This window comes from Streptomyces sp. WM6378 (assembly GCF_001279695.1).
GTDB lineage: Bacteria > Actinomycetota > Actinomycetes > Streptomycetales > Streptomycetaceae > Streptomyces.
Genome location: NZ_LGDD01000120.1, coordinates 150,985 through 168,001, shown reverse-complemented (window position 1 = coordinate 168,001; position 17,017 = coordinate 150,985). Strand labels below are relative to the sequence as shown.

The 17,017-nt window shown below is 70.1% G+C and carries 17 protein-coding genes and 1 tRNA gene; 9 read left to right on the top strand and 9 right to left on the bottom strand.

Features of this window, described 5'->3' with window-relative positions; all coding sequences use genetic code 11:
• Positions 1–71 precede the first annotated feature (71 nt).
• The gene (locus tag ADK54_RS12630) at positions 72–593 is read right to left on the bottom strand and encodes a putative immunity protein (protein ID WP_053725681.1); all 522 of its coding nucleotides are present in this window, start codon (positions 591–593) and stop codon (positions 72–74) included.
• 403 nt (positions 594–996) lie between these two features.
• Here ADK54_RS12630 and ADK54_RS12625 point away from each other — a divergent pair, with 403 nt between their 5' ends.
• On the top strand, positions 997–1,461 hold the full coding sequence (locus ADK54_RS12625) for an RICIN domain-containing protein (protein ID WP_053725680.1): 465 nt from the start codon (positions 997–999) through the stop codon (positions 1,459–1,461).
• A gap of 68 nt (positions 1,462–1,529) precedes the next feature.
• Positions 1,530–1,976 carry an RICIN domain-containing protein gene (locus tag ADK54_RS12620; protein WP_159047737.1) on the top strand — a complete coding sequence of 149 codons (447 nt, stop codon included), beginning with the start codon at positions 1,530–1,532 and terminating at the stop codon, positions 1,974–1,976.
• Positions 1,977–2,025: 49 nt separating this feature from the next.
• On the opposite strand, the gene ADK54_RS12615 is transcribed toward ADK54_RS12620, so the two are convergent.
• Positions 2,026–3,036: a helix-turn-helix transcriptional regulator gene (locus ADK54_RS12615; RefSeq protein WP_053725678.1), complete on the bottom strand. Its 1,011-nt coding sequence runs from the start codon at positions 3,034–3,036 to the stop codon at positions 2,026–2,028.
• 96 nt (positions 3,037–3,132) lie between these two features.
• Here ADK54_RS12615 and ADK54_RS12610 point away from each other — a divergent pair, with 96 nt between their 5' ends.
• From ADK54_RS12610 to ADK54_RS12600, 3 genes are all read left to right on the top strand, one after another.
• Entirely contained in the window at positions 3,133–3,531 is a 399-nt protein-coding gene (locus tag ADK54_RS12610) for a VOC family protein (protein WP_053725677.1), read from the top strand.
• Positions 3,532–3,704: 173 nt separating this feature from the next.
• Positions 3,705–4,799 carry a medium chain dehydrogenase/reductase family protein gene (locus ADK54_RS12605; RefSeq protein ID WP_324610150.1) on the top strand — a complete coding sequence of 365 codons (1,095 nt, stop codon included), beginning with the start codon at positions 3,705–3,707 and terminating at the stop codon, positions 4,797–4,799.
• 166 nt (positions 4,800–4,965) lie between these two features.
• Positions 4,966–5,670 (top strand): rhomboid family intramembrane serine protease, encoded by a 705-nt coding sequence (locus ADK54_RS12600; RefSeq protein ID WP_234392027.1) that lies wholly within the window; start codon positions 4,966–4,968, stop codon positions 5,668–5,670.
• 121 nt (positions 5,671–5,791) lie between these two features.
• Here the strand turns inward: ADK54_RS12600 and ADK54_RS12595 are convergent, their stop codons facing one another.
• From ADK54_RS12595 to ADK54_RS12585, 3 genes are all read right to left on the bottom strand, one after another.
• Entirely contained in the window at positions 5,792–6,958 is a 1,167-nt protein-coding gene (locus ADK54_RS12595; protein ID WP_053725675.1) for a copper resistance D family protein, read from the bottom strand.
• A 134-nt stretch (positions 6,959–7,092) separates the two neighbouring features.
• Positions 7,093–8,334: an MFS transporter gene (locus ADK54_RS12590; protein WP_053725674.1), complete on the bottom strand. Its 1,242-nt coding sequence runs from the start codon at positions 8,332–8,334 to the stop codon at positions 7,093–7,095.
• A 78-nt stretch (positions 8,335–8,412) separates the two neighbouring features.
• Positions 8,413–9,474 (bottom strand): methyltransferase domain-containing protein, encoded by a 1,062-nt coding sequence (locus ADK54_RS12585; RefSeq protein ID WP_053725673.1) that lies wholly within the window; start codon positions 9,472–9,474, stop codon positions 8,413–8,415.
• A gap of 173 nt (positions 9,475–9,647) precedes the next feature.
• Here ADK54_RS12585 and uppS point away from each other — a divergent pair, with 173 nt between their 5' ends.
• Complete coding sequence (gene uppS / locus ADK54_RS12580; RefSeq protein WP_053725672.1) at positions 9,648–10,433, top strand: polyprenyl diphosphate synthase; 786 nt, start codon at positions 9,648–9,650, stop codon at positions 10,431–10,433.
• Positions 10,434–10,448: 15 nt separating this feature from the next.
• On the opposite strand, the gene ADK54_RS12575 is transcribed toward uppS, so the two are convergent.
• Positions 10,449–10,877, bottom strand: coding sequence for a protein-tyrosine phosphatase family protein (locus tag ADK54_RS12575; RefSeq protein ID WP_053725671.1), 429 nt, complete (start codon positions 10,875–10,877; stop codon positions 10,449–10,451).
• 225 nt (positions 10,878–11,102) lie between these two features.
• On the opposite strand from ADK54_RS12575, the gene ADK54_RS12570 reads away from it, so the two are divergent.
• Both ADK54_RS12570 and ADK54_RS45885 read left to right on the top strand, forming a co-directional pair.
• Positions 11,103–12,344: a serine hydrolase domain-containing protein gene (locus tag ADK54_RS12570; RefSeq protein ID WP_053725670.1), complete on the top strand. Its 1,242-nt coding sequence runs from the start codon at positions 11,103–11,105 to the stop codon at positions 12,342–12,344.
• Positions 12,345–12,549: 205 nt separating this feature from the next.
• Positions 12,550–12,613, top strand: a tRNA-OTHER gene (locus tag ADK54_RS45885).
• A 222-nt stretch (positions 12,614–12,835) separates the two neighbouring features.
• Here the strand turns inward: ADK54_RS45885 and ADK54_RS12565 are convergent.
• On the bottom strand, positions 12,836–13,240 hold the full coding sequence (locus ADK54_RS12565; RefSeq protein WP_053725669.1) for a cupin domain-containing protein: 405 nt from the start codon (positions 13,238–13,240) through the stop codon (positions 12,836–12,838).
• A 48-nt stretch (positions 13,241–13,288) separates the two neighbouring features.
• Entirely contained in the window at positions 13,289–14,197 is a 909-nt protein-coding gene (locus tag ADK54_RS12560) for an alpha/beta hydrolase (RefSeq protein WP_199826935.1), read from the bottom strand.
• A 107-nt stretch (positions 14,198–14,304) separates the two neighbouring features.
• Here ADK54_RS12560 and ADK54_RS12555 point away from each other — a divergent pair, with 107 nt between their 5' ends.
• Positions 14,305–15,342 carry a helix-turn-helix domain-containing protein gene (locus ADK54_RS12555; protein ID WP_053725667.1) on the top strand — a complete coding sequence of 346 codons (1,038 nt, stop codon included), beginning with the start codon at positions 14,305–14,307 and terminating at the stop codon, positions 15,340–15,342.
• 172 nt (positions 15,343–15,514) lie between these two features.
• Here ADK54_RS12555 and argG read toward each other — a convergent pair whose 3' ends face one another.
• Positions 15,515–16,963: an argininosuccinate synthase gene (gene argG / locus ADK54_RS12550; protein WP_053725666.1), complete on the bottom strand. Its 1,449-nt coding sequence runs from the start codon at positions 16,961–16,963 to the stop codon at positions 15,515–15,517.
• Between the last annotated feature and the right edge of the window lie 54 nt (positions 16,964–17,017).

Sequence of the window (17,017 nt, the reverse complement as noted above, 5' to 3'; positions counted from 1 at the left end):
GCCACGAGTTGTTGGGGGAGGGGAACAGGCGACGGACGTCGATGCCCCGGCCCGCCGTCACGTTCGCCCATTCAGCTACGAAGGGCCGCATCCAGCTCGTAGTAGAGCGTGTCCAGGCGGCTGCGGCCGGGGCCGCGCGGTGGCAGTCGGCGTAGCAGTTCGCGGACTTCCGGTGGGGCGAGGCTGATCGCCCGTTGGATCTCCTCGTCACCGACCGCGGCGTCGTCGCCCGTCGCCAGCTCGCTCGCGCGAGCTGCGTACACCGCGGGCGCGAGCGCGTGCCTCGACTGGTGCGGGGTGGCCAAGGGGTGGATGTACGGGGTCGCCGCCGCGTAGCCCGCGGCGCGGGCGGCGGCTGTGGCGGCCGGGTCGTCCACGTCTCGGGCAGCTGCGAGCGCCGCCCAGGCCACGGCCCGCAGTCGACCGGTCCGCTTCCCCTCGCGTACGAAGGCCCGGACGCCCGCGATCGCCTCGCGAGGGCGGGCATCCGAGGGGGCCTTCGCCTCGAAGAGGGGCAGCGCGTGCTCCACGCACTCGGCGGCCCAGAGTCCGAGCGCCCGGCGGTCTTCTTCGCTGATGGTCACCTGGTTCACCCGTACATCCTGGTGGCTGTGGCGCTCAAGCGGTATCAGGTTCCAGGCCGCCAACCCGTGTACGGCGTGAGGCCGTCCCGGGTGCGGATGCCCGGCTCGCAGGACGCGGCGGTCCAGCCCGATGGCTCGTAGACATGGTAATTCCCTTACTCCATCCGTGAGTTGGAGTGCGTGGCGTCGCGGGACGTCCCGGGAACGCGCATGCCCGGTGTCCCAAGTCGCAGGTCAGGTCGGTGGGATGACGGTGGGACGTTTCCCGGGAACCTTTGAGTACGGCTCAGCCGTGGGTGGCTGCATACCGTTGAGGAGTGGGTCGTCAGGCCGGGAGTCGGCGCCCACCTGGTCCGGGCTCCGGGTGAGTCGGGACCGTAATCCGTAGCCATCCGAAACAGGGGGATCAGACATGCGTGTCAAGCGCGTAGCTCAGGCGGTCGGAACGATGGTGCTCGCTCCGCTCCTCGTCCTGGCGACCAGCGCGGCGGCTCACGCCGACTCGGACGTCCACTGGACCCACAAGCCGGACAACAAGTGCCTGGAGCCCCACTACAACTGGGCCGGCACGCCGGACGACGTCGAAATCGACAGCTGCCACAACACCGTCCCCTTCTGGCACGACGTGCACCAGGGCGACGGAAGCTGGCTGGAGACCGTCTCGGGCAAGACCAACTTCTGTATGACGGCTTACACGGACCACGACGTCTACACGGAGTCCTGCAGCGGCAACAACTACCAGCGCTGGGACGAGATCGACACCGGTAACGGCTGGAAGCTGCGGAACCGGCAGACCGGCGAATGCCTCGACAGCAACGGGAGCTCCGTCTACATGCACGAGTGCAACGACGGGAACGTCTACCAGCTCTGGTACTGAGACGACCTGCCGCAAGACCACCACAACGAAAGGGAACTGAAGTGATTCGGCAGCGTATTGGGCGTGTGTTGGGGGCGGCACTTGTCGCGCCGCTCCTGGTCGTCGGGGCGAGTGCCGCGGCCCATGCGGACGGTGACGTCGTGTGGAACCACAAGAACGGCGGGGGCTGTCTCACCGGCATGTGGGACCACCACTTCGGCTGGAACAACGTGGGTCTCTACCCCTGCTCGTTCGGCGCCGCGAAGTGGCACGACGTCAACGTCGGAGGCAATGTCTGGATCGAGCGGCTGGCGGAGGTGCCGGGGTCCTGCCTCGCCGGGTACACCGACCACGACGCCTACGTCGAGGCCTGCAGCAGCGGCCAGAACGACTACCAGCGCTGGCGCGAGCTCAACACCGGTGACGGCTGGAAGCTGCAGAACGTGGCCACCGGCGAATGCCTCGACGCCAACGACAAGAATCAGGTCTACACGCACGAGTGCAACGACGGGAACGTCTACCAGCTCTGGTCGTGAGGGCCCGACGGGAGGACCCGCCGAACGCTCTCAGGTCTCTTCCGGAAGGTCATTGATGACTCCCGTCGCCGCCGAGCCGTCGGGCTGAATCGGCCAGCCGGTCGGCGAGGGCGGCGACGAGACCGCGGAGTTCGTCCGGTCGCTCGATGACGAACGGCCGGTCCAGCGCGGCGAGTTCACCCGGCAGCCAGTCGAGCCGCTCCACCCGCAGCTCGACTCGGAACCAGGGCCCGGCCGACGCGTCCGCGCTGCTCGCGGGCGGCAACTCCGTCAGGCCGGCGAGGCCGGCGGGCAGCCGGGCGCGGATCTGCTCGGCCGTTCCCTGGATCCGCAGGGTCACCTCGTGCCGGTACGGAGCCGTGGCGAGCCCGGACAGGACGCGTTGCGCCGGATCGATCGCGGCGGGCGGCACGAACGAGCCCGGCAGGGTCCTCGCGTCGGCGACGCGGTCGAGCCGGAACGTCCGGTCCTCGCCGATCGCGGTATCCGTGCCCGTCACGTACCACTTGCCCGAGTGGGCGACGAGCCCGTACGGGTGCAGGGTGCGCTCGCTGCGCCGGCCGTCGGCGGCGGCGTACCGGATCGAGACCGGCCGGTGGTGGCGCACCGCGTCGGCGATCGTGAGCAGGACCGTGCTCTCGGGCGCGACCGACTCGCCGGGCGGGGCGGTGAAGGCCAGCGAGTCGAGCACGGCGTCGAGCCGGCGGCCGAGCCGCGCGGGCAGGACCCGCCGGACCTTGGCCGCCGCAGTCTCGCTCGCCGCGCCGGTGCTCGTCATCAGGCCGGCCCGCTGACCGGCGACCAGACCGAGGAGCACGGCCAGCGCCTCGTCGTCGCTCAGCATGAGCGGAGGCATGCGGAAGCCGGAGGCCAGCCGGTAGCCGCCGTACCGGCCGCGCACCGACTCGACGGGCACGTCGAGATCGATGAGGTGCTGGACGTAGCGCCGCACCGTGCGCTCGTCCACGCCGAGCTGATCGGCGAGTTCGGCGACGTTGCGGACGCCGCCGGACTGCAGGAGTTCCAGCAGGGCGAGTACGCGGGCGGTGGGTCGGGGCATGGTCGGAGTCTCTCGCGAATACCGGGCGGGTTCTGCCCGGTATCGGTCGTAGCGTGCGACTGGAAGCCCCCACGCACTCACCCAGGGAGACCACCCATGGACTTCGTCTCGATCCGTGTCATCACGGATGACATCACCCGCCTCGTCGACTTCTACGAGCACGCGACCGGCGTGCGGGCGAGCTGGTCCACCGAGGACTTCGCCGAACTCAGGACCGCCACGGCCACCCTCGCGATCGGCAGCACCCGTACCGTCCCGATGTTCGCGCCGGGCGCCGCGCACCCGGCCGACAACCGGAGCGTCATCCTCGAATTCCGGGTGGACGACGTGGACGGCCTCGCGCACAACCTAACCGCCCACGTCCAGGAGTTCGTCCAGGAGCCCACCACGATGCCGTGGGGCAACCGCTCACTCCTCCTCCGCGACCCCGACGGCAACCTCGTGAACTTCTTCACGCCCGTCACACCTGCCGCGATCGAGAGGCTCGCCGGCTGAATCGGCCTCCTCGTTCACCTCGCGGGCGGGAACGGACCCCAACCCGGCGAACCGATGCGGTCACAGCACTGCCCGAGGCAGGGGCCTGGCAGTCCCAGGACGATCCCACTCCTGGATGCGGGCGGGAGGACTTGCCACGCTGGTCCCACTCCAGAGATCTCCAGGGAAGGGCCATGACCATGAAGGCCGCACTGCTCAAGGCGTTCGGATCACCGCTGGTGGTCGAGACACTGCCGGACCCGGTCCTCGGCACGGGGGAGGTGGTGGTCGATGTCGTGGCGAGTTCCGTACTCCCTTATATGGGCGAGGTGTTGAGCGGCGAGCGCGGATACCTGCTCCAACTGCCACTCGTGCCGGGGGTCGGGGCGATCGGCAGGGTGCGGGCGGTCGGTCCCGACGCGACGCGGCTGACCGTCGGCGACTGGGTGTTCTGCGATCCCACCGTGCGCTCGCGCGACGACGCGCGGACCCCGGACGTCACGCTCCAGGGCCTGAGCGCGCGCGGTGACGGCGGCCTGCGCCTGCAGCGGCACTTCCGCCACGGCCCCTTCGCCGAGCAGATGCTGATCCCGACCGAGAACGCGATCCCGATCGGCCAGATCGACGCCGCGGACGCCGGACGCTGGTGCGCACTCGGACCGCTCCTGGTGCCGTACGGAGGCTTCCTCGCGGCGGAGCTGGGGGCAGGCGAGACGGTCCTTGTCAGCGGCGCGACGGGTTACTTCGGCAGCGGGGCCGTCCAAGTCGCCCTGGCGATGGGGGCGGGCTGCGTGGTGGCGCCCGGCCGCAACGAGAAGGTCCTTGACGACCTGGTACGCCGCTTCGGCTCACGGGTCCGGCCCGTACGGCTCACCGGTGACGAGGACGAGGACGGTGAACGGATGCGCCGGGCGGCCCCGGGCCCGATCGACTGCGTACTCGACCTGCTCCCGCCCGGCGCCGGGCCGACCCCGGTGCGGACCGCCGCGATGACCGTCCGCGAGTTCGGCCGGGTCGTCCTGATGGGAGGCGTGGGCATGCAGGGCGGCGAGGACCTCCACCTGCCCTACCCGTGGCTCATGCGGAACAGCATCACGGTCCGGGGCCGGTGGATGTACCCGGCGGGGGCCGTCGCCCGACTGATCGCACTGATCAGGTCCGGCCTCCTGGACCTGACCGAGTACGACGTTGCGGAATTCGCCCTGGGTGAGGCCAATGAGGCCGTTGCCCATGCTGCGGCCGAAGGGGGTGCGTTCAGGACCACCGTGCTCCGGCCCGATCAGCGGTGACCACCTGCCGCTGACGGGCGGGGTCGCAGCCAGAGCACGGCGCCCGGAGCTTGGCCCGCCCGAGTCGCCCGTTGCCCGCCCGAGTCACCCGTTCATGCGGCATTTCATGCGGGTTTACCATGCTTCTCTAAGTGTTCGAGCGGTGGGTCACAAGGGGGCGCATTCGGTGGGCAGGCTGCTGCAGGGGTGGGATCGGACGGGGCAGCGGAGCGCCGAGGAGATGATCGCGGAGGCGCGCAAGGCGTTCTTCGTCATGTTCGGATTCATGGTGGCCGTCTGGGCCCTGCAACTCGTCAACTGGCTGTCGGACTACCGCCTGGATATGGACTTCGGAGTCGTCCCGCACGACCCGAGCCGGCTGGGAGCCATCCTGGCCGCACCGTTCCTGCACTTCGGCTGGGACCACATCGAGGCCAATTCCGGGCCCCTGTTCGTCTTCGGGTTCCTGGCGGCGTACCGCGGTGTCGTCCGCTTCCTGTGGCTGACCCTGCTCGTCGCGGTGACCAGCGGCCTCGCCGTCTGGCTCTTCCAGGGCAGCGACACCCTCGTGGTGGGCGCCAGCGGAGTGATCTTCGGCTACTTCGGATACGTGGTGCTGCGCGGCCTGTTCGACCGGCGGCTCGTCGACACGCTCATCGGCCTGGTGATGGCGGCGTCCTTCGCGTACATGGTGACGGTCGCCGTCCCCGGCACGCCCGGCGTCAGCTGGCTGGCGCACCTTGGTGGGTTGGTCGGCGGCATGGTCGGTGCCTATCTGCTGCGTGACGGTCGCCGTCCCACCGCCGTGTCGGGCGCGGGGCGCCCCGCCCCTCCGCTGGACTCGGGCCGCACCGACCTGCACAAGGAACTCCGCGATCTGGGGCTTCTCTGAGCGCGACGGGCCGTACCCGGCGGAACCGCACCAACTCCACCGCTCTGCACCCGACTCCGTGGGGCCGGCCGTCCCTTCTGGCGGTCGGCCCCATCAGGTGTTCAACCACCCGCGTACGGGATCAGGCCACAGCCGGGTCTCCGCGCCGGGCCAGGGCGTCCGACGTCCTAGCCGTGATGTAGAGGGACGCCGCGAGCGTGAGGACCAGGGCGGCGCCCACCGTGATGATGCTGCCGCTCGTGACGGCCGGCGCGCTGCCCGCCTCCGAGCGGGCCGATCCGCTGAGGAAGGGGATCACGGCCAGGACGGCGATTCCCAGGGCGACCTCGGCCCATACGACCTTGGGGAAGTGACGCAGCGTCAGGTGCAGGAGGGGTGCCTTGGCGTCGGCGCGACGGGCCTGGGCGATGCGGGGCATCAGCCAGAACTGGTTGACGCCTCCGGCCGTGACCATGCCGAGCACCAACGCGATCTTGATGAGCAGGAAGAGACCGTAACTCGTGTTCCACAGCTGCCCGATGCCGCCGACGTGCTTCCAGCTCATCCACAGTCCGGAGGTGAGCACGGCGCCGACGCAGATCAGGGCCACGAGGCTGAAGCGGCGCCACAGGTCTGCCCACAGGGCGCCGGCGCTCTCGCTGAGGCGGCCGCGGGCCGTGGCGAGCACGGCGAGGATCACCAGGCCGCCGATCCACACCGTGCCGCTCACGATGTGGACCTGGTCGCATACGAGGTCGATCGCCTTCTCCGCGTCCTTGGGCACGGTGGCGGGTACGGCCGCGACGAGCGACACCGCCAGCGAGAGGGGGAGGGCGGTGAGAGCGAGGAGGTCGAGGTGTCTTCGAGCGCGGGGGAGGAAGAGCGCGATCAGTGTCGCGGCCGCCACTACCAGGACCACGTTCTGCACGATGTAGATCGTTCCCTGGGCCACCCATGCGCCCTTCGTCGCGGGTGCGCGCAGGAAGTCCCAGATGTTCCCGGGCGCGAGCGCCTCGCCGAACGGCATGCCCTTCCCGGCCCGGGCCACGCGGCCGGCGAGCTGGAGGTACCCGGTCACCAGCAGCACGACCCCGGCCCACGCCAGGTAAGTCGCCGACCGCCGACGCAGCACGTCGATGTCACCTTGCTCGTTCCCCGGCGCGCGCAGTGCCGGGCGGACTGTCGCCGCGTACGTCACTGTGGCGCCGATGGCCCCGGACAAGCCTGCGAAATAGCCCGATTTCGTGAGAATCCGCCAGAGCGGGGGCGTGGTGTAGCCGGCCGAGGCGGCCAGGTGAACGAGATTCATGAGAGGTGAGGCTAACCTAAGTAACTCGATGGTGGGTTACATCGTCCGTCGATCGGGCGGGGAAGGTGTGCCTTTGCCCTCGGGAGTCGGAATTGCACCCGGAGGTGAGGGGGCGCGTTGGGGGGGGGGGCTCCTCAGATCGCGGCTGACTGTGTCCCGGCGGTTTTCGCGAGCGCCTGCGGGGCGGGCGGCTGGTGTCGCTGTGCCCACCTCACGATGAGGGGTGCCGCGAGGCCGGCGAGGGCGAACAGCGCCCCGACGACGTACCAGCCGGGTCGGCCCCAGCTGATGCACAGGGCGATCAGCAGGGTCGGACCGGCGGCTTCGGCCAGGCCCGTGCCGAGTCCGAAGACGCCGAGGTACTGACCGGTGGCGTGTTTGGGGGCGAGGGCGAAGGAGACTTCGAAGCCCGCGGCGGCGTGCCACAGTTCACCGATCGTGTGGACGACTACCGCCGCCAGAAGGAGAGTTGCGGCCGCCCAGGCCGGTATCCCGGCGGACAGCGAGATGAGTGCGCAGGACAGGAGGAAGGCGACGCCTGAGCGGCGGTATGCGAGTGCGCCGGCGGCCGGGGTGTCGACGTCGCGGCTCGCGCGCATCTGGAACGCGATGACGATGACGGTGTTGAGCAGCATGGTGCCCGAGATGAGCCAGTGCGGGGCCGTGGTGGCGGCGACCAGCCAGAGCGGGATGGCCACCGTGAGCACCTTGAACTGGATCGCCATGACCCCGTCGAGGAAGGTGAGCGCGAGGTAGGGCCGGTCTCGCAGGGCTGCCCAGCGTGGCCCGCCCGCGGCGGGCTCCGGTGCGACCGGCGGCAGGAGCAGCAGGACCGCCGCGGATGCCGCGAAGGCCAGGGCGTTGCCGAGGACGAGGACCCGGTAGGCGCTGTGGGTGCCGACCTGTACGGCCCACCCCGCCAGTACGGCTCCCAGCGAGATGCCGATGTTGGTCACGGCGCGCAGATAGGCACGGAATGCCTGGGGCCGGTCCCCGCCGTGGTGCCGGATGAGCGGACCCCGCGCGGCATTTCCCGCCCCCTTCGCTCCCGTGGCCACGGACACCGCGAGCACGAACGGCCAGAAGCCGTGCGCGAGTACGAAGCCGGCGGTGGCCAGTGCCTGCACGACAAGGGCTGTCGCATACACCCCGCGCGCGCCGAGCCGATCCGCGAGGTGCCCCACGGCGATGCCCACCCCGAGCGACAGGAGGCCTGCGATGCCGAGCCCGAGACCCACCTGGGCTGCCGGCAGGTGACGGTCGTGCGTGAAGTAGAGCACCCCGGCGGTCAGATAGAGACCGCTGCCGACGGTGTAGACGAAGTTCGAGGCGGCGAGGGTGCGTTGGGGTCCTGGCTCCGGCAACAGGTAGGCCACTGCAGGGTCCGTTTCATGGGCGACAGTAAGGACTGCCCTAGCCTGTTGATTATTACGCGCTGTGGCAAGGGGTCCGTGTCATACGTCTCCGCCGGACAGGGCCCGGGCAGGCCGGTCGGCGACCACCACGTACAACGTGACCGTCGCGAGGAAGGGCTCATGGGCGAGTGCGTCCAACCACCCCTGCGCCGATGCGGCGGTGAGGTAACCGGCCTTCGCCGCTCGCTGGGCGTTGCGCCGCAAGCCCAGGATCTGGTCGGCTTCGCGTGCGTCCCGCAGTACGGAGGTGACGGGAACGACCTCGCCGACGTCGAACCCGGCTCGTGCGGCGCGCCGGGGGAGCTGGCGTCCGATGAGGGCGTTGCGGACCATTCGGCCCACGAGGTGGCGGGTGTAGGCGCGCGAGGCGTCCGGATCGGGGTGGTCGAAGACGAGGGACTCCCAGTCGGGTTCAGCCATGACCAGCCGCCCGCCCGGGCGCAGCACGCGGTGGACTTCGGCCAGCACCCCGTCGGGGTCGGCCACATGCTGGAGGGTCCGGTCGGTCCAGGCGCGGTCGACGCTCGCGTCCCCGGCGGGGAGCGCGTGCACGTCTGCTTGCAGGACGCAAACCTGGGAGCGCTCGGCCAGGCGGGTGCGTGCGCGCTTCACCATGTGGGCGTCGCGGTCGACGCCGAGTGCGCGGCCCGAAGAGGTGACTGCCTCGGCCAGGGTCTCCAGGTCGCCCCCGGGGCCGCAGCCGAGGTCCAGAACGGTCTGTCCGGGGAGAGCGGCCAGTGCCCGGAGCATGACGTTCTTGTAGGCGCGGGCGGTGTCGGTCGCCGCCAGCCGCTCCTGGTAGTCGGCCCTGTCGGGCACGGCCGACTCGAACATGCGTCGGGTGATACGAGCCGTGAACTCCAGCTCCTGCTCAAGGAGTTGGCGGCCCACCGAGGTCAGTTGCAGTGGACGCTGCCTGCCTCGGGCGGGGAGCGGCTCGATCAGCTCCTTGCCCTCCAGCCGGGTCAGGGCGCTGGAGAGGCTGCCTCGCCCCAGGCGCTGTCCGGTCAGTTCCTCGACGGCGGTGTTGATGGCGTAACCGTGCAGAGGGCCGCGTGCGAGCACGCAGAGGACGAGCAACTGGGCGTCGGTCGTCTGCATTTCTGGTTGCTCCCTCGGGCTGAACGCTGAAATGACACGCGTCGCGTGTTAATTGCCTCGTAGTATGCCCGAGGGGCCGGATGGCGGCGAACTCGCCACATGGAGCTGCGCGAAGCGGCCTGGCCCTCGCGCACCCAGCCGACCGCCGCGCGCCGGTCATGCGAAAGGACGCCATGAAACCTTTGAAACTTTCCGGGCCCCTCTACGCCCTCTACGCCGGGAAGTTGCGCAAACAGGTCGCTGCCGGGCCGTTGCCCCGGCACATCGGTCTGATCATGGACGGCAACCGGCGCTGGGCACGCCAGATGGGCCTGGCGCACCCGGGCCTGGGGCACAAGCACGGGGCCGACCATGTCGAGGAAGTGCTGTCGTGGTGCGAACTCCTGGGAATCAGGCACGTCAGCGTGTTCGTCTGCTCCACCGAGAACCTCACCGGCCGCAGCGAAGCCGAGGTCGCCTTCCTCATGCAGGTCATCGAGACCGTGGCGGCCGAGAACCTTGCCCGCCCCGACGCCCGCTGGCAGTTGCACATCGCCGGCTCCCTCGACCTCCTGCCCGACTCCACGGCGCACGCCCTCAAGCAGGCGGTGGAGGCCACGAGGGAGTGCATTACCGGCGCGCACTTGACCCTGGCCATCGGTTACGGAGGTCGACAGGAAGTCATCGACGCCATACGGGACTTGTTGTACGAACAGGCCGCGGTCGGCCGCACCCTCGACGAGGTCGCCGATGCCCTGAGCGCGGACGACCTCACGCGTCACTTGTACACTGCAGGCCAACCTGACCCGGACCTCGTCATCCGCACCAGCGGTGAGCAGCGGATGTCCAACTTCCTGCTGTGGCAGAGCGCCTATTCGGAGCTCTACTTCTGCGACACGAACTGGCCCGCCTTCCGGGAGATCGACTTCCTCCGCGCCGTCCGCAGTTTCGCCGCCCGGCAGCGGCGCTTCGGCTCCTGACCCCGGGGCCGACCCCTACCCGAGCCTCGCAACGAACCGCCGCTGCCAAGGCGTTTCGACCGCGCGGTGCGAATAGCGCTGCCGTACGTAGGCGACCGCGTCCGCGTTGGGGACGCCGTCCAGGACAGCCAGGCAGGCCAGAGCCGTTCCCGTGCGGCCGAAGCCGCCTCCGCAGGCCACTTCCACGCGCTCGTTCTTGGCGCGGGCCAGCAGGGTGCGCAGTGCCTGCGCGAAGGCGGGCCGGTCGGTCGGCAGCCAGAAGTCCGGCCAGCGGAGCCACTGGTGCTCCCACTCGACCGGGGCGGGTCGGCGGCCGCGCAGGTGGAGGGCGAACTCCGGCTTCGGGCCGGGCGGGAGGGGCTTTCGCAGGCCCCGGCCGCGTACGAGCAGTCCCGACGGCAGTTGTAAGACGCCTTCGGCCGAAGGGTCCCAGGGTTTCTCCATGGCGTTCATGGGGTGAGGCTAGCCCTTGGGTGCCGCGGGGGACGGAGTCCTCCGGCTGTGTACGGCACCAGCCTGTTCTGCCTGCGCGTATGCACGGTCCAGCGGCTCCCGCAACCCGGGCGCCGCCATGCGGGGGCGGCTCGGCGGGCCTAGCGTGGGAAGCGAGTGATGTCATCGTCCGGATGTCGATGTCCGGATGTTCCTCGTCCGGCAGGAGGCCTGCCCGTGAGGTATTCACAGATCCAGTGGCGCAGAGCGGGTGTGGGGGCCGCCGCGGCCGCTCTGCTGACCGTCCCTGCCGTCACGGGCACCGCGTACGGAGCCACAGTGTCCCCGTCCCCCTCCGCGTCGGCATCGAGTGACAGCAACGGCGACTTCGCCCAGCTCAGCCCGGCCGTCGCCGCGAAGCTCGACACTGCCATCAAGCAGGTCATGAAAGAGACGGGTGTCCCCGGCGTGAGTGTCAGTCTCTCGGCACCCGGCAAGGGGAGCTACGTCAAGAGCTTCGGCGTCGCCGACAAGGCCACGGGCGCCCCGATGAAGCCGGACATGTACACGCGCATCGGCAGCATCACCAAGACCTTCACCGTGACCGCGCTGCTCGAACTGGTCGACCAGGGCAAGGTGGGCCTCGACGATCCGATCGGCAAGTACATCCCGGGCGTCCCCAACGGCGACAAGATCACCCTGCGTCAACTCGCCGAGATGCGGAGCGGGTTGTTCAACTACTCGGCGGACGACGGCTTCGTCAAGGCGCTGGAGTCCAACCCGACGAAGCCCTTCACACCGCAGCAGTTGCTGGACTACTCCTTCAAACACCCGGTCCTGTTCCAGCCGGGCAAGGAGTTCCTCTACTGCAACACCAACCTGATCCTGCTCGGGCTCGTCGTGGAGAAGGCGGGCGGCATGCCGCTCAACCAGTTCATCGAGCAGAAGGTCGTGAAGCCGGCCGGGCTGACCCACACCAGTTTCCCGACGAACGCGGCGTTCCCCAGCCCGCACCCCCAGGGCTACACCAACCAGACCCCCTCCGGAAAGGTCGAGGAATCCACCAACTGGGACCCCTCCTGGGGCTGGGCGGCCGGAGCGATGATCTCCGACCTGTCCGACCTGAAGAGCTGGGCCACCACCCTCGCCACCGGCACCCTGCTGTCGCACAAGACGCAGGCCGAGCGCCTCAAGACCAACCCGACGGCGATTCCGGGCGCCGGTTACGGTCTGGGCATCTTCAACATCCAGGGCTGGATCGGACACAACGGGTCGCTGCCCGGGTACGAGGCCCTGACGATGTACCTCCCCGAGGCGAAGGCCACGGTGACCCTGGTCCTCAACACGGACATCCTGCACAACGAGAATGAGCCAAGCACCCTCTTCGGCCAGGCGATCACCAAGATCGTGACTCCGAAGCACGTGTACAACATCCCGGTCGTGGAGCCCCATGCGTCGTCCTCACCGAGCTCCGGGTGATGCGGGGGACCGACTCGCAGCCAGCAACCTCCTTGCCAGGGGACGGAGTTGCTCGTCCGGGTGGGTGTGCTCGGATCCTCGGGGCCCTGGACCACGGCGGCCAGAGCCCCGAGGCCGGTACGACTTGGCCCGGCCTCCTTTGGGTGGCGGAGCTTTTATTCACGTGCCGGTGTCACCACGTGCGAGCTACGGTGGGTCTCGTCCAGGTGCGCAGGCAGCGGTTACTTCGACTATTAATCGAGATGTCGCGGGTTCGAGTCCCGTCGCAGGCTTCGGCCGGTGTAGCTCAGTTCGGTAGAGCACTTTGTACCGCCGCCGACCCTGACCTCTGGACGCATGCCCGGCCCCTGGCCGGCCTTCGGGCCGGACGGGGGCCTCTGTGTGTGCGGCGGAGGCGGACACCGGCACGGCGGGCTGACCTGGTCACGGCCTCCGTCTCCAGCAGGGCCGCGCGGACGCAGGGCAACACCTGCGTCCGCCCCCGTCGCGGCTTATGCCTCGCCCCGCCTCTCCAGCCGGCTCCCGCCCCGCACCGTGACGGACATCATGTCGCTCGGGGCGTCGAGTTCGATGCGGTGCCAGCGGCCTCGCGGCACGATGACCGCGGTGCCCGCCGCCAGCTTGACCTCTTCCTCCTCCTTGCCGTGCCGCTCGGGGCGGAAGTAGAGGCGTATTCCGCCGGTGAGGCAGGTGACCAGTTCCTCCGCCTCCGGGTGTACTTCCCAGTGGTCGGCGTGGACGTCGGCGTCGGTCTCCACGTGGAAGGTCATCATGTGCCAGCCGTCGCTACCAGAATCCCTGAACTCCTGTGGTTTCGGGCGCACTTGGCCGCCGTTGCCGAGGTGGATGAAGCGGGCGAAGAGGTCTATCGGGGGCGTGATGGCGGTGTCGGTCATTCCCATGTGTCCTTCCTTCGACGCTGCGGTTCGGGTCTGCGGTTCGTGTCACTTGGCCAGGGCTCGGCACAACACCGCGCCCAATTCGGCTATCTGACGCTGTGACACCTCAGCCGGCAGGAGCGCCTGCGAGCCGTGGAACGTGCCGGCCCACTGGTGCAGTTCGACCGACACCCCCGACTGCAACAGGCGCAGCGCGTAGGCGATGTCCTCGTCGCGGTTCGGGCAGTACTCCGCGGTGGCGATGTACGCGGGCGGCAGGCCGGAGAGGTCGGTGGCGCGGGCGGGGGCGGCGTACGGGGAGGCCGGTGTGGAGCCCAGGTAGTGGCGCCACGATGCGGTGATCTTGTCGCGGGTCATCCAGGGCGTATCGGTGAACTCCCGTGCAGACCAGGTCTGTTGGCGATCGTCCAGGCCCGGCTGGTTGAGCAGTTGGAAGTGGATCCGCGGGCCCTGTTCGTCACGGGCCCGCAGTGCGATCGCGGCCGCGAGGCCGCCGCCCGCGCTGTGGCCGCCCACCGCGATCCGGTCCGGGTCGATGCCGAGTTCGGCCGCGTGCCCGGCCGCCCAGGTCAGTACGGCGTAGGCGTCGTCCGGCGCGGCCGGGAACGGGTTCTCGGGGGCCAGGCGGTAGCCCACCGAGATCACCACCGCGCCGGAGGCCTCGGCGATGCGGGCGGCCCACGGGTGCTCGGTCTCCACGTCGCCCATGACGAATCCGCCGCCGTGCAGCCAGATGATGGTGCCCTGCGCCTGGCGCGGGCGGTAGATCCGTACGGGCACCTCGGGAGCGGCGGGCACCATGAGGTCCTCGACGTCCAGGTTCGAGGTGTCCGGTGCCGGTACCGAGGCGGCCAACGCGGCGAAGTTCCCCCGCTCCTTGACCGGGTCGGTCAGGTCGGCGCGGGGGAACAGCGAGATGAATGCTTCGAGTTCGGGGTCGAGTTTGTGGTCCATGCGGACCATCCTCGGTCCGCCCGGCCGCCCGGAGCATCCGCCGGGCGTCGGGCATCGGGCCCGCATCGCGCGCCGTTCGGCGCTTACCCTCCTGTGGGGGAGGTGTCATGGAGGCACTGGTCATACGGCTGTCGCAGGTGGATTCCGCGGCGGAAGGCGCCATCCGCGTCGTCATGTTCTACGACACGCTCATGCGCCGACGCGTCGATCTCCCGGGGCTCGCCCGGGCCTCGGCGGGCCTGGCCGAATGCGTGGCCGGGATCCGGCTGCACGGCACCGGGAGGGCGGTCCGCTTCGCGCCCGACGGAACGGCGGCGTCCGCCCCGCCGCCGCCTCCGTCCAGCACGGCGCCGATCATCCTCGACGAGGAGGAGATCGGCGCGGTGTGGCTGGAGCGGGCCGGCGCGACGGGACCGCTCGACGACATGGTGCTCGAACGGCTCTCCATCGCCGTCGCGGCGGCCGTCGAGCGGTACGGACCGGCCCGCACCACCATGGCCGACCCCGCCCTCGTCGAACTCGTCGTCAGCTCGGACAGCGAGGAGGCGGCCCGCGCCCGGGCCCTGAGGTTGCTTGGCTTCGCCGCCGAGGTGCCGGTCCGCGTCGTCGCCGTACGCTCGCGCCTTCCGCTCGACAAGATCGGCGCGCTGCTCTGCCCCGCGCGTCCGGTGAAGGCGGCACCGCTCGGCGACGTGGGCGTCGTCCTGGCCGCGAGCGTGGACGCGGCCCGGCTTCCGGCAGGCGTGCGCGCGGGCATCGGCGCCGCCGAGAGCCCCGACCGGTCGTGGTGCCAGGCGCGTACCGCACTGCGCTTCACCACCGTGCGCGAACCCGTAGTCCATTACGGCGAGTTGGGGGCGCTTGCGCTCCTTGCCGAGGTACCGCAGGGCGTCTCGCGGGACAACGCCGACGTGGCCGCGATCGCGCGCCTCGCCGGCCACCCGGAGGATCTGGAGACGCTGGACGCGTACTGCGCCACCGGCTCCCTGCGCAGGGCCGCCGACCTGCTCCATCTGCACCACAGCAGCGTCGCCCGCCGGCTGGAGCAGATCGGGAAGACCCTGGGCATCGAACTCACCGAGCCCACCGGGTTGTTGAGAGTCCGGCTCGCCCTCACCGCCCGGCGGCTGCTGCTGGACGACTGAAACACGTCGGTCCGCTCCCCGCGAGGAGTGCGGGGAGCGGACCGAGACGCAGTGCCGTCCAAGTGTTCTTGGCGAAGTCCGGTGCGGCGGGCGCGACCCGAAAGGGGCGCGGGGAACGGTGCGATCAGCCCCGACCGGCCCGCGGACGAAGAACTCCCCTTCCCGCGGAGTGCTAGTCCGTGCCGGACTCCATCGCCGCCCGGTCCAGGAGCTCGTCGGCCTCGGAGACCTCGCCGCGCGAGGCGATGACCTCCGCGCCGCCCTCCGGCATGGCTCCGATGAGGCCGGTCGCCGCCGCCTGCGCGGCGCCGATCAGCTCCGGGTGCGCGGTGCCGACGATGCCGAGACCGGCGTACTGCTCAAGGCGGGCGCGCGAGTCGGCGATGTCGAGGTTGCGCATGGTGAGCTGGCCGATCCGGTCCACGGGACCGAACGCCGAGTCCTCGGTGCGCTCCATCGAGAGCTTGTCCGGGTGGTAACTGAAGGCGGGGCCCGTGGTGTTGAGGATCGAGTAGTCCTCGCCGCGCCGCAGCCGCAGGGTCACCTCGCCGGTCACGGCCGAGCCGACCCAGCGCTGGAGCGACTCGCGGACCATCAGCGCCTGCGGGTCCAGCCACCGGCCCTCGTACATGAGCCGCCCGAGACGCCGGCCCTCGTTGTAGTACTGCGCGAGGGTGTCCTCGTTGTGGATCGCGTTCACGAGCCGCTCGTACGCCGCGTGCAGCAGCGCCATGCCGGGGGCCTCGTAGATGCCGCGGCTCTTCGCCTCGATGATCCGGTTCTCGATCTGGTCGGACATGCCCATGCCGTGGCGGCCGCCGATCGCGTTCGCCTCCATCACCAGGTCGACCGGGGAGGCGAACTCCTTGCCGTTGATCGTCACCGGGCGGCCCTGGGCGAAGCCGATCGTCACGTCCTCGGTGTCGATCTCGACCGACGGGTCCCAGAACCGCACGCCCATGATCGGCTCGACGGTCTCGACACCCGTGTCCAGGTGCTCAAGCGTCTTGGCCTCGTGGGTGGCGCCCCAGATGTTGGCGTCGGTGGAGTACGCCTTCTCCGTGCTGTCCCGGTACGGCAGGTCGTGGGCGAGCAGCCACTCCGACATCTCCTTGCGGCCGCCGAGCTCGGTCACGAAGTCCGCGTCCAGCCAGGGCTTGTAGATCCGCAGGTGCGGGTTGGCGAGCAGGCCGTACCGGTAGAACCGCTCGATGTCGTTGCCCTTGAAGGTCGAGCCGTCGCCCCAGATCTGGACGTTGTCCTCCAGCATCGCCCGCACCAGGAGCGTGCCGGTGACGGCGCGGCCCAGCGGGGTGGTGTTGAAGTAGGCGCGACCGCCCGAGCGGATGTGGAACGCGCCGCACGCGAGCGCGGCCAGGCCCTCCTCGACCAGCGCCGCACGGCAGTCGACCAGGCGGGCGATCTCGGCACCGTAGGCCTTCGCGCGGCCGGGCACCGACGCGATGTCGGGCTCGTCGTACTGGCCGATGTCGGCGGTGTAGGTGCACGGGACGGCGCCCTTGTCGCGCATCCACGCGACCGCGACGGAGGTGTCGAGTCCGCCGGAGAAGGCGATGCCGACGCGCTCGCCGGCGGGCAGGGAGGTGAGAACCTTGGACATGGGAAGAGTATGCATCAAAGCGAATGTTTATGCAACCCGCTCGGAGCGCTCGGG